Here is a 12,215-nt window from a genome sequence, read left to right on the forward strand (position 1 = left end):
GGGAACCCCGGCGCCACCGGGGCTCACAGGCTCGCCCGAGCCCGCTCTCCGGACCGTCTCGGACCGCTCCGCGACCCCTCCCCCGGCCGCCTCCCGAGCGCCCCCGGGCCCCTATGTTCGTCAGCTCATCGGCACGGCTATCAAACGTCCGAGTGAAGTGATCTTTCCCTCTACCCCTCTGCACATGCTGCGTGCTAGGCTCATCGCCAAGTTGCAGTTTGGTTTCCCTTGCAGTACAGAGCCTGCGGAGCATGTAACCCGCAGGCTTTTGTAGTTTTCAGACTTCTTTGCAGGTTCTGGAGCAGGGCAACCCTTTGGCCCAAGGAGGGCTTATGGCTACCGGAACCGTCAAGTGGTTCAACGCTGAAAAGGGCTTCGGCTTCATCGCCCAGGACGGCGGCGGCCCGGATGTCTTCGTTCATTACTCCGCGATCAACGCGTCCGGGTTCCGCTCCCTCGAGGAGAACCAGGTCGTGAACTTCGACGTCACTCAGGGGCCGAAGGGCCCGCAGGCTGAGAACGTCACCCCGGCCTAGTTGCCCGGGTCGGCCGATCGCGGCCGGCATGCAGTACCCAAGGAGCCCCGCTCCTCCGCTTCGGCGGGGAACGGGGCTCCTGCCTTTTGGTGCCCCGTCGCGGTGCCGGCGCCACGGACGAGGGGCTTGACCTTGACACCGTGTGAGGCCGTGCACTGGGAGACATCATGTTCACCATCGGAGACTTCGCCAGGTACGGACGGGTGTCGGCCCGGATGCTGCGTCACTACGACGCCATCGGACTCCTGCCTCCCGACCGCACCGACCCCGCCACCGGCTACCGCTTCTACGGTGCCGCCCAGCTCGCACGCCTCAACCGCATCATCGCCCTGAAGGATCTCGGCTTCACGCTCCAGCAGGTGCAGGCCGTCCTCGACGACCAGGTCGGCCCCGAGGAGTTGCGCGGAATGCTGCGACTGCGGCAGGTGGAGCTGGAGGCTGCCATGGCGGCAGCGGCGGCGCGGCTGGCACAGGTCGAGGCGAGGCTCCGGTCGATCGAGAGCGAGGGGCACATGCCCGCTGACGAGGTTGTGATCAAGAACGTTCCGGCCGTACGCGTGGCGGAACTGACCGGAACGGCGGCGAGCTATCAGCCGCAGGACATCACTCCGGTGATCGGACCGCTGTACGACCGGTTGTTCCCGCTGCTGGAAGCGGCCGGGATCCGGCCCACCGGTCCCGGCATCGCACGGTACGAGGACGCACCGGACGGCAACGGCACGATCGTCGTGCACGCCGGAGTGACGGTTTCGGTGCCGGTCGGTCCGGTCGGCGACACCGGTGTCACGGTGCTGGAGCTGCCCGCGTTCGAGGCGGCGACCATCGTCCACCGCGGCTCGATGGACGGGGTCCTGATCACCGAGCAGACGCTGGCCCGCTGGCTGGACGCCCACGGGTACCGGTCGCTCGGCTACACCCGGGAGATCAATCTGGAGTGCCCCGAGGACCGGGCGAAGTGGGTCACCGAGCTCCAGGAGCCGGTCGCCAGGGACTGATCCTCGGGGAGGACACAGGGTCGTGGGTGAACGTGACGGCGGTACGGGCGTCACGTTCACCCACGACCGCTCGTACGGCTGCCTCCCGCAGCAGCCCCCGGCGCTACGCCCCGGGCCCCGCCCACAGCCCGTCGGCCGTGAGCCCCAGAAGGCCGATCGCGTTGCGGCGCACGATCCGGTCCACCACGTCCGGATCCAGGTGCCCCATCTGCGCCTCGCCGACCTCACGAGACTTCGGCCAGGTCGAGTCCGAGTGCGGGTAGTCCGTCTCGTACAGCACGTTCCCGACGCCGATCGCGTCCAGGTTCTTCAACCCGAAGGCGTCGTCGAAGAAGCATCCGTACACATGCTCGGTGAACAGTTCCGACGGCGGCCGGTGCACCTTGTCGGCGACCCCTCCCCAGGCCCGGTTCTCCTCCCAGACCACGTCGGCGCGTTCCAGGATGTACGGGATCCAGCCGATCTGGCCCTCCGCGTACATGATCCGGAGGTTCGGGAAACGTTCGAACTTGCCGCTCATCAGCCAGTCGACCATCGAGAAGCAGCAGTTGGCGAAGGTGATCGTGGAACCGACCGCGGGCGGGGCATCGGCCGAGGTGGACGGCATCTTCGAGGAGGAGCCGATGTGCATCGCGATCACGGTGCCCGTCTCGTCGCAGGCCCGCAGGAACGGATCCCACTCGTCCGTATGTATCGACGGAAGGCCGAGATGTGGGGGTATCTCGGAGAACGCGACGGCGCGCACCCCGCGCGCGGCGTTCCGCCGGACCTCGTCGGCGGCGAGCTGCGCGTCCCACAGCGGGACGAGGGTGAGCGGGATCAGCCGGCCCCCCGCCTCGGGACCGCACCACTCCTCGACCATCCAGTCGTTGTACGCGCGCACGCCGAGCAGTCCGAGTTCGCGGTCCTTCGCCTCCGTGAACGTCTGGCCGCAGAACCGCGGGAAGGTCGGGAAACAGAGCGCGGACTGGACATGGTTGATGTCCATGTCGGCGAGCCGGTCCGGGACCGCGTACGAACCGGGGCGCATCTGCTCGTACGTGATGACTTCGAGCTTGATCTCGTCCCTGTCGTAGCCGACGGAGGTGTCGAGCCGGGTGAGCGGCCGGTGCAGATCCTCGTACACCCACCAGTCGCCGATCGGTCCGTCGTCGCCCTTTGCGCCCATCACCGGTGCGAACTTGCCACCCATGAAAGTCATTTCCTTCAGTGGGGCGCGGACGATGCGCGGGCCGCGGTCGAGGTACCTGGACGGGAGCCGGTCCCGCCAGACATGAGCGGGCTCCACCGTGTGGTCGTCCACCGAGATGATCTTCGGGAAGGTCTCCATGCCCTCCACGGTAGCGCCGATCTGACGTACCGTCAGCTATCTGGGTCGGCCCCGGTCCCAAATCGTTGTCGAGGGCTTGTGCAGAGCGTCACCCACTGCTGACGTGTCCGCCCATAACAAGGCAGACTGTTGAGCGCGATAGCAACGGTAGGGCGTAATCCGGATCCAGCCGGACCACATCGGCGCAACAGCGGTTATTCCGGGCACAGGTACCAGCGAGACCATCAGGATCAGCAGCACCGGCGGGACCAGCGTGACCGGCAGGACCGGCGGGGCGAGCAGGACAGGGGGCATCAATGGACCGTGACAACGGGCCACGCGTGCGTGTTCCGGAGCAGCGGGCTCCGCAGCAAGAGACGGCCGACACCGACCTGCGCTTCGCCGTACTCGGACCGGTACGCGCCTGGCGCGACGACGAACCGCTGCCCTCCGGCTCACCGCAGCAGCGGGCCCTGTTGGCCGCCCTGCTCCTGCGCGACGGCCGCACGGCCACCGCCGCCGAACTCATCGACGCCATCTGGGGCGAGGAGCCGCCGTCCCAGGCGCTCGCCGCCGTACGGACATACGCTTCCCGGCTGCGCAAGATCCTCGACCCGGACACGCTGATCAGCAAGGCCGGCGGATACGCGATACGGACCCGGCCCGACGCGCTCGACCTCACGGCGGCGCAGGAGCTGGCCGCGGACGCGGAGAAGGCGCGGGCCGGCGGCGACCGGTCCCGGGGCCGCGCCCTGATCAACGAGGCGCTGGCGCTGTGGGACGGCGAACCGCTGGCGTCCGTCCCGGGGCCGTACGCCGAGAACCAGCGCACCCGGCTGGAGGAGTGGCGGCTCCAGCTCACCGAGACCCGGCTCGAACTCGACCTGGAGCTCGGCTGCCACGCGGAGGCGGTCTCCGAACTGACCGCGCTCACCGCGGCGCACCCGCTGCGGGAGCGGCTGCGCGAACTCCTGATGATCGCCCTGTACCGCAGCGGCCGTCAGGCGGAAGCACTCGCCGTGTACGCCGACACGCGCCGGCTGCTCGCCGACGAACTCGGCGTGGACCCGCGCCCGGAGCTCTCGCAGCTCCAGCAGCGGATCCTGCAGGCCGACGAGGAACTGGCCCACCCGGCCGACGAGGCGGCGCCCGCACCCGCCGCCGTCCGCCCGGCCCAGCTCCCGGCCACGGTCCCGGACTTCACCGGCCGCGTCTCCTTCGTACGCGAACTGGGCAACCGGCTGGCTACGGCCGAGGGTTCGGTCATGGCCGTGTCGGCGCTGGCGGGAATCGGAGGCGTGGGCAAGACGACGCTGGCCGTGCACGTCGCGCACCAGGCCCGCCTGCACTTCCCGGACGGCCAGCTGTACGTCGACCTGCAGGGCGCGGGCGCACGGGCCGCCGAACCGGAAACAGTCCTGGGTGCCTTCCTGCGTGCCCTGGGCACGGCCGACTCGGCGATCCCCGACTCCCTGGACGAACGGGCAGCGCTCTACCGCTCCACGCTCGACGGCCGCCGCATCCTGGTCCTCCTGGACAACGCGCACGACGCGGCCCAGATCCGTCCGTTGCTCCCCGGCACGGCGGGCTGCGCGGCCCTGGTCACGAGCCGCGTCCGCATGGTCGACCTCGCGGGCGCGCACCTGGTGGACCTCGATGTGATGTCCCCCGAGGAGGCGCTCCAGCTCTTCACCCGGATCGTCGGCGAGGAAAGAGTCAACTCGGAGCGCGAGGCGGCCCTGGACGTGGTCGCCGCGTGCGGCTTCCTCCCTCTCGCCATCCGCATCGCCGCCTCCCGCCTGGCCGCCCGCCGCACCTGGACGGTCTCGGTCCTGGCGGCGAAGCTCGCCGACGAGCGCCGCCGCCTGGACGAACTCCAGGCGGGTGACCTGGCGGTGAAGGCGACATTCGAACTCGGCTACGGCCAGCTGGATCCGGCCCAGGCCCGCGCGTTCCGGCTGCTGGGCCTGGCGGACGGCCCGGACATCTCCCTGGCGGCAGCGGCGGCGCTGCTGAACCTGGAGGTGCAGGCGGCGGAGGATCTGCTGGAGTCCTTGGTCGACACGAGCCTGCTGGAGTCGGCGGCACCGGGGCGGTACCGGTACCACGACCTGGTACGGCTCTACGCGCGTGCATGCGCGGAGCGGGACGAGCAGCCGCCGGAGGAGCGGGAGTTGGCGCTGTCGCGACTGCTGGACTTCTACCTGGCCACGGCGGCGGGGGTGTATGCGCTGGAGCGGCCGGGGGATCGGTTGGTGGATCACCTGGAGCCGACGAGCTATCCGGGCCTCGCATTCGAGGACCGGCACGCGGCTCTGGACTGGCTCTACACGGAGGCCGGCACACTCCTCGCCTGTGTACGCCAATCGACCGGCCCCGGCACCCTGCGCCGGGCCGTGGACCTTCTCTGGGCGGCGCTGGATCTGGGCGAGTCCGGTGCCAACTCGAAACAGTACGAGACCACCGCTTTTGCCGTACGGGACGCTGCCCGCACCTGCGGCGACCGACGCACTGAGGTGCGTGCTCTGGTCACACTGGCCGATGTGCACCACACGTCGGGGCGCTTCGACCAGGCCGAGCAGGAGGCGGAGGAGATCATGCGGCTCGTCGAAGCCGACCTCGATCCGTTGCCCGGCTGCTGGGCCCCGAACGCTCGCGGCATCATGGCGCTCTACCAGAGCCGGCACGACGACGGCGAGACATATCTGACCCAAGCCATCGACAGCTTCCGTCGGATTCAGGACCGGCCGGGCGAGGCGAGCGCGCTGTGCAACTTGTCGCGCATTCACCTGGCCACGGGCCGCACCGGCAGCGCGGTGTCCCTGGCCCAACAGGGCATAGACATATACGACAGCCTGGGCCATGCCCTGCGAAGTGCCAACGGTCGCTACGCGCTCGGCATGGCCCTCACGCAGAGTGGCCAGTTCACTGACGCGACGGAGCGACTTCTGGAAGCACTGGACGTCTTCCGGGACAGCCGCCAGCGCCTGTGGGAAGGGATGACTCTCTTCAGGCTCGCCGAGGTCGACCTCGCTGCCGGATGCTCGGCCGATGCCGCGACCAAGGCCGAGCAGGCTCTGACCGCGCTGCGAGGCATCGGTGGCGAATGGCGGAGGGGCAACGTGCTCACCGTGCTCGGGCGCGCTCTTGGGGAGATCGGGCAGTTCGGGCGCGCTCAGGTCTGCTGGCACGAGGCCCTGGCCATCTACGAGGAACTGGGTTCGCACGAGGCGGCCGATGTGCGCGCCCTACTGTCTGCCGTTGCCTCCGTGGCGGCTGCGTAGGACGCCTGTCGGAGGCGTTCATCGTTCGTTTATCACGACCCGGCACTCTTCTTCTCAGTCGATCCGTCGCGTCGGGGGGCAGACGGGGCGACAGACGGCCGCGGCACTAAAGTGAGCGGCCCTGAAAGGCCCGTCCGGCAGTCCACGGGGGAACAGCCGGGCGGGCCTTGCCCACCCATCACGAAGAAATGCCAAGGGGAGCAGATCATCATGGCTGACGCGACGAAGAAGGACACAGAGATCAAGCCGCAGGACATGCACGCCACCGGTGGCGAAGCCGACCAGATCACCACTCAGGACATGCACGCGACCGGTGGAACGATCAAGCCGCTGGACATGCACGCCACGGGCGGCACGGCCACGACCGACGACATGCACGCGACGTCGGAGCCCACGAACTAGATCTATTTTCCGGCGGGGGTACGGGGGACGGCCGCGGCGGCGCGGAGGGGGAGCCGTCGCGGCCGCCGCATGTCCGTACACAGCCCAGTGCTCCGGGACATCCGACTGCTCACCGCCGGCCATCCCCGGGGAGTGGCCGAGAGAGTCTGACCGGTCGGGTGCCCCCTACCCCCGCCCCCGCAGCTCCCCCTTCACCACCTTCCCGCTCGCGTTCCGCGGCAGCTCTCCTACGAATTCCACCGCTCTGGGCACCTTGTAGTTCGCCATCTCCCGCCTCGACCAGGCGATCAGGTCGTCGGCCGTGAGCGTCGCGCCCGGGCGCCGGACCGCGTACGCCTTGCCGACCTCGCCCAGCCTGGGGTCCGGGATGCCGATCACCGCCACGTCGGCCACATCCGGGTGCAGGCCCAGGAGTTGTTCGATCTCCGCGGGATACGCGTTGAAGCCGCCGACGATGAACATGTCCTTGATCCGGTCCGTGATGCGCAGGTTGCCCGCCTCGTCGAGGACGCCTATGTCGCCCGTGTGGAGCCAGCCGTCCGGGGTGATGGTGGTGGCTGTGGTGCCGGGGTCCTCGAAGTAGCCCTGCATCACGTTGAAGCCGCGGACCAGGACCTCGCCGGGGGTGCCAGGGGCCGCCAGGACGCGGACCTCCGTGCCGGGGATCGCGCGGCCGGAGGTGGAGGAGATCACGTCGGGCCGGTCGCCGCGGCGGCACATCGTGACGATGCCGCTCGCCTCGGAGAGGCCGTATGCCGTGAGGACCGTCGCGATGCCCAGCTCCGTGTGCAGGCGTTCCACCAGTTGGAGCGGGACGACCGCCGCACCCGTCACCACCAGGCGCAGGGCCGAGAGGTCGTGCGCACCCCGCGCCGGGTGGTCCAGCAGGGACTGGTGGAGGGTCGGTGGGCCGGGGAGGACCGAGATGCGTTCGGCGGCGATGTTCGCGAGGACCGTGTCCACGTCGAACACCGGCTGCGGGATCATCGTCGCGCCCCGCATCAGGCACGCGATGATGCCCGCCTTGTAGCCGAAGGTGTGGAAGAACGGGTTCACGATCAGATAGCGGTCGCCCTCGCACAGGCCCGCCAGCTCGCTCCAGATCGCGTAGCAGCGCAGCGTCTGGGCGTGGGTGATCACGGCGCCCTTGGGGCGGCCCGTGGTGCCCGAGGTGTAGATGATGTCGGAGGGGGCGGAGGGGGCGATCGCGTCCGCTCGCGCCCACACCTCCGCCGGAGAGATCCGCTCGCCCGTCGCCAGGAAGTCCTTCCAGGTGACGTAGGACTCGGGGGCCGCGTCCGCCAGCACCACCACCCGTTCCAGGTCCGGGAGTTCCACCTCCGCCCGGCGCAGCGACGCCACGTAGGACGTGCCCAGGAACGTGCCGGTGACGAAGAGCAGCTTCGCGCGGCTGCGCTGCAGGATGTACGCCGCCTCCGTGCCCTTGAAGCGCGTGTTGAGAGGGACCAGGACCGCGCCGACCGTGACCGCGCCGAGCGCCGAGACGATCCAGTCCAGGGTGTTCGGCGCCCAGACCGCGACCCGGTCCCCCGGTTCCACGCCCGACGCCATGCACGCGGCGGCGGCCCGCTCGACACGGTCGCCGAGTTCGGCGTACGAGATGCGGATACGGCCCTCGACGACCGCCTCCCGGCCCCCGTACCGCCGCACTGCCGTCCGTACCAGCCCCGGGATGCTGCCCCATTCCTCGTCGCCGCGCATCGCATGCCCTCCCGCCGAACCGCAATAGCTGACTATCCGTCAGATTAGCTGTAGCCTCTGCGGCTGTCAGCAGTCATGACGATCGCGGAGGTTGCGGATGGCGACGCTCAAGGACGTGACGGCGATAGCCGGGATCGGGCAGACGGCCTTCGCGAAACAGCTTCCCGAGTCCGAGAAGACCCTGGCCTGCCGGGCGATCGTCGCGGCCCTCGACGACGCGGGCATCGCCGCGTCGGAGGTCGACGCGTTCGCCTCGTACACGATGGAGGAGACCGACGAGGTCGAGGTCGCCAAGGCGATCGGGGCCGGCGATGTCACCTTCTTCTCCAAGGTCGGCTACGGAGGCGGGGGTTCGTGCGCGACGATCGCGCATCTCGCTGCCGCCGTCGCCACCGGGCAGGCGAGTGTCGGGGTCGCCTGGCGGTCACGGAAGCGCGGCTCGGGGCCCCGGCCCTGGAAGAACACCACCGTGCAGCTGCCGACCCCCGCCCAGTGGACCCGGTCGTACGGCCTGCTGAGACCGGCCGACGAGATCGGGATGCTCGCACGGCGGTACATGCACGAGTACGGGGCCACCCGCGACCACCTCTTCAATGTCGCGCTCGCCTGCCGCAACCGCGCCAACCAGAATCCCGACGCGGTGATGTACGAACGCCCGCTGACCCGCGACATGTATATGACCTCGCGCTGGATCAGCGAGCCGCTCTGCCTCTTCGACAACTGCCTGGAGACGGACGGGGCGCTGGCCTGCGTCATCGTCTCCGCCGAGCGGGCCCGCGACTGCCGGCACAAGCCCGTCTACATCCACTCCGTCGCCCAGGGCCTGCCCGCCCAGCACCACGGGATGGTCAACTACTGGAACGACGACCCGCTCACCGGACCCGCCTGGACGGCCGCCCGACAGCTGTGGAAGCAGGCCGACTTCGGTCCGGACGATGTGGACGTCGCGCAGATCTACGACGCGTTCACCCCGCTCATCCCGCTCTCCCTGGAGGGATACGGCTTCTGCGGGCGCGGCGAAGGTGCCGCGTTCACGGAGGGCGGGGCGCTGGAGAGCGGCGGCCGGCTGCCGATCAACACCGGGGGCGGCGGGCTCAGCGAGGCGTACGTGCACGGCTTCAACCTCATCAACGAAGGGGTGAAGCAGCTGCGCGGGATCTCCACCGCGCAGGTTCCGGACGCCGCCACGTGCCTGGTCACCGCCGGTGAGGGCGTGCCCACCTCCGCCGTACTGCTGAGGAGCTGACATGGAATCGCTGTTGCTGCCCGTCGTCGACGAGGACGGCGCTCCCTTCTGGGAGTACGCCGCCCGGGGTGAACTCCGCGTCCAGGCGTGCGCCGCCCCCGACTGCGGAAGGCTCCGCTTCCCGCCCCGGCCCTGCTGCCCGCACTGCCGGTCGTTCGAGAGCGAGTGGCGGGCGATGAGCGAGCGCGGGCGCATCTGGTCGTACGTGGTGCCGCATCCGCCGCTGCTGCCCGCGTACGCAGCACAGGCCCCGTACAACGCCGTCGTCGTCGAACTGGCCGACGCCCCGCACATCCGGCTGGTCGGCAATGTGGTCAGCGGGCCCGACGCGCCGCTGAACTCGGTCGATCCGGGGAGGTTGCGGATCGGGGCATCGGTGAAGGCGGTCTTCGTGCCGGTTAGCCCGGAGCTGACCGTGGTCCGCTGGCAGTTGGAGCGGTGAGCGGCAAGAGGCATGCGGTGAGGGGACGACGATGACACTGCGGACGGAGACCGACAAGGAGACGGGTGTCGCGGTCGTCACCCTCGATCGGCCAGAGAGGCTGAACGCGATCGATCTGGCGACGGCCGATGAACTGGCCGGCGTCTGGCGGGCGTTCCGCTTCGATGACGGGGTACGGGCCGTCGTCGTGACCGGCGCGGGCGGGCGCGCCTTCTGTACGGGGCTCGACCGGGATGTGGAGGTGCCTCAGCCCTCGTCCCCGTACGCCATCGACGATCCGCTGATCGCGATCGGGCCGAAGGCGAACGACCTGTGGAAGCCGGTGATCGCCGCCGTGGAGGGGATGGCGTGCGGCGGGGCGTTCTATCTGCTGGGCGAGGCGGAGTTCGTCGTCGCATCGGAGGAGGCGACCTTCTTCGACCCGCATACGACGTACGGCATGGTCAGCGCGTACGAGGCGATCCACATGGCGCAGCGGATGCCGTTCGGGGAGGTGGCCCGGATGTCCCTGATGGGTACGGCCGAACGGGTGACGGCCCGCCGTGCGTACGAGACCGGGCTGGTCAGCGAGGTGACGAAGCCCGGCGGCGCGGTGGAGGCGGCGGTGCGGGCGGCGAACGTGATCGCGTCGTACCCGACGGAGGCGGTGCAGGGGACGGTACGGGCGGTGTGGTCCGCGAAGGAGGCCGCGAGGGCGCAGGCGCTGGCCCATGCCCCGCAGCTGATCGCGCTCGGGAACCTGCCGGTGGAGCGGCAGGGGGAGCTGTTCAGGGGGCGGGGGCGGGGCAGCGGGGAGTTCCGGCTGCGGTGAGGCGAGGCCGGAACTCCCCGCTGCGACGAGGCGGAGCCCCCGTCAGCTGCGGTCAGTAGCTGAGTTCGGCCTCGGCCCGGCACTTCTTCACCCGGGACACCTTGCTCGGGCTGTCCATCCGCACGGAGACGGTCGCGCTGTCGACTCCCGTCAGTTCCACGTTCGCCTCGCCGGTGTCGACGGTGTTGCCGCCCGCGTCGAGGAAGGTGACATCGACCTTGTACATGTGCGTACCGAGCTCGCTCGAGCTGACCCGGACGGTGGAGGACGTCACAGCCCGCCGCTTGCCCTTGCGGGGCTGGGCGCAGCGGATCACGGTCACACCGGGCTCGTCGGTCGCCGTGGCGCCGGGGGTCGCGGTCTCGTAGGTGGAACTGCCGGACGAGCTGCTCGACGAGTCGTCGTAGATATCGTCGTCGTAGTCGTTGTGGTGGTAGCTGCCGTTGCTCTTCTTGGAGTTGGAGCAGCCGCCGCCGCTGCTGCTCGAACCGTGGCTCCTGCTGCCTCGGCTCTTGCCGCCGTGACTCGACGTCGAGAAACCGGTGAGTGCGAGCACCACCACGACCAGAACCGCCGAAAGTTTCAGATGCTGCCGCATCATCGATGCAGCCCCCCCTTGATTTGTTGTCATGTCGCGGTCCATAGACCGCGCGACACCGTAGCGCATGGCCCATGCAGGAACAGGTGCCAGGCCGTTCCGTCCCTGGTGGCGGGGGTCAACGGCCGGGCGTAGCGTCGACGCCGAGAGCGGTGCAGATCCGCGACGCCGATCCGCACACCCGCAGGAGGCCGACGATGATCCGCAACATCCTCGGCTCGATCGTCGCTCTCGCAGGAGCGGCGGCCGTCGTGCTGAGCCCCTTCCGTGACTGGTACGACGGCCGTCTCGGGCGCCATTACCGGGTAGCGGACCTCTTCAACGGCATCAGTGGCGCGCAGCCGGGACCGTTGGCATCGATCTGGCTGCCGTTTCTGTTCGCGGCCGCCGTGGCGTTGGTGGGCGTGGCGCTGCGATCGCGGCTGCTGGTGGGCTGCGCGGGCGTGATCGTGCTCGGCTTCACCGTGCTGTGGATGGTGCGGCAGGGGCAGGCGGCCGGGAGCCTGACGGTGGCGTCGGACGGGTCCGGGCTGCAGCTCGGGGTGGCGTATGCGGCGGGCGGCGGGGTGCTGCTCCTGCTGGGCGCGCTGCTGATGTCGGGACGGCACGGCAGTGGCAGCCGCCTCGGCCGCAGGGCCCGCAACCAGCCTTACGCGGCGCCGGGGGCGGAAGATCCGGATACCTGGCCGCCGACGCAGGAGCCGGGGCCGTCGGTGCAGACGAGTCCGTGGCCGGAGCCGGAGGTCGACCCGTACACGGGTCCGGACACGCACTGGAGGGACCAGGACACGGCGCCGTACCCGGTGCAGGACGAGGGCCCTGACACGCGACGCCCTCCCCAGCCGTGACGCGTCCCCGGTGCAGGGTTCC

The 12,215-nt window shown here is 69.8% G+C and carries 11 protein-coding genes; 8 read left to right on the forward strand and 3 right to left on the reverse strand.

The window, feature by feature from the left end; translation table 11 throughout:
* Nucleotides 1-332 precede the first annotated feature (332 nt).
* Together ACWCP8_RS03780 and ACWCP8_RS03785 are read left to right on the forward strand one after the other, a co-directional pair.
* A complete protein-coding gene (locus ACWCP8_RS03780) occupies nt 333-536 on the forward strand; it encodes a cold-shock protein (RefSeq protein ID WP_003967102.1) in 204 nt (67 codons plus the stop codon).
* A 167-nt stretch (nt 537-703) separates the two neighbouring features.
* The gene (locus tag ACWCP8_RS03785) at nt 704-1,531 is read left to right on the forward strand and encodes a MerR family transcriptional regulator (protein WP_451114024.1); all 828 of its coding nucleotides are present in this window, start codon (nt 704-706) and stop codon (nt 1,529-1,531) included.
* 103 nt (nt 1,532-1,634) lie between these two features.
* Here ACWCP8_RS03785 and ACWCP8_RS03790 read toward each other — a convergent pair whose 3' ends face one another.
* Nucleotides 1,635-2,861, reverse strand: coding sequence for an amidohydrolase family protein (locus ACWCP8_RS03790; RefSeq protein ID WP_352265812.1), 1,227 nt, complete (start codon nt 2,859-2,861; stop codon nt 1,635-1,637).
* Between the two features lie 296 nt (nt 2,862-3,157).
* On the opposite strand from ACWCP8_RS03790, the gene ACWCP8_RS03795 reads away from it, so the two are divergent.
* Together ACWCP8_RS03795 and ACWCP8_RS03800 are read left to right on the forward strand one after the other, a co-directional pair.
* Nucleotides 3,158-6,124, forward strand: a complete 2,967-nt coding sequence (locus ACWCP8_RS03795; RefSeq protein WP_451114025.1) for a BTAD domain-containing putative transcriptional regulator — start codon at nt 3,158-3,160, stop codon at nt 6,122-6,124.
* Nucleotides 6,125-6,334: 210 nt separating this feature from the next.
* Entirely contained in the window at nt 6,335-6,526 is a 192-nt protein-coding gene (locus ACWCP8_RS03800) for a hypothetical protein (protein ID WP_352265815.1), read from the forward strand.
* Nucleotides 6,527-6,691: 165 nt separating this feature from the next.
* Here ACWCP8_RS03800 and ACWCP8_RS03805 read toward each other — a convergent pair whose 3' ends face one another.
* Entirely contained in the window at nt 6,692-8,248 is a 1,557-nt protein-coding gene (locus tag ACWCP8_RS03805; RefSeq protein WP_451114026.1) for a FadD3 family acyl-CoA ligase, read from the reverse strand.
* A 97-nt stretch (nt 8,249-8,345) separates the two neighbouring features.
* On the opposite strand from ACWCP8_RS03805, the gene ACWCP8_RS03810 reads away from it, so the two are divergent.
* Genes ACWCP8_RS03810 through ACWCP8_RS03820 form a run of 3 tightly spaced genes read left to right on the forward strand, consistent with a single transcriptional unit; the run spans nt 8,346 to nt 10,747 of the window.
* Nucleotides 8,346-9,494 (forward strand): lipid-transfer protein, encoded by a 1,149-nt coding sequence (locus tag ACWCP8_RS03810; RefSeq protein WP_451114027.1) that lies wholly within the window; start codon nt 8,346-8,348, stop codon nt 9,492-9,494.
* Nucleotide 9,495: 1 nt separating this feature from the next.
* Nucleotides 9,496-9,936, forward strand: a complete 441-nt coding sequence (locus ACWCP8_RS03815) for a Zn-ribbon domain-containing OB-fold protein (RefSeq protein WP_451114028.1) — start codon at nt 9,496-9,498, stop codon at nt 9,934-9,936.
* A gap of 31 nt (nt 9,937-9,967) precedes the next feature.
* A complete protein-coding gene (locus tag ACWCP8_RS03820) occupies nt 9,968-10,747 on the forward strand; it encodes an enoyl-CoA hydratase/isomerase family protein (RefSeq protein WP_451114029.1) in 780 nt (259 codons plus the stop codon).
* Nucleotides 10,748-10,799: 52 nt separating this feature from the next.
* Here the strand turns inward: ACWCP8_RS03820 and ACWCP8_RS03825 are convergent, their stop codons facing one another.
* On the reverse strand, nt 10,800-11,348 hold the full coding sequence (locus tag ACWCP8_RS03825) for a hypothetical protein (RefSeq protein ID WP_451114030.1): 549 nt from the start codon (nt 11,346-11,348) through the stop codon (nt 10,800-10,802).
* Nucleotides 11,349-11,542: 194 nt separating this feature from the next.
* On the opposite strand from ACWCP8_RS03825, the gene ACWCP8_RS03830 reads away from it, so the two are divergent.
* Nucleotides 11,543-12,193: a hypothetical protein gene (locus ACWCP8_RS03830; RefSeq protein ID WP_352265825.1), complete on the forward strand. Its 651-nt coding sequence runs from the start codon at nt 11,543-11,545 to the stop codon at nt 12,191-12,193.
* Nucleotides 12,194-12,215: the final 22 nt, after the last annotated feature.

The sequence above is a fragment of the Streptomyces sp. NPDC002206 genome, assembly GCF_053593595.1.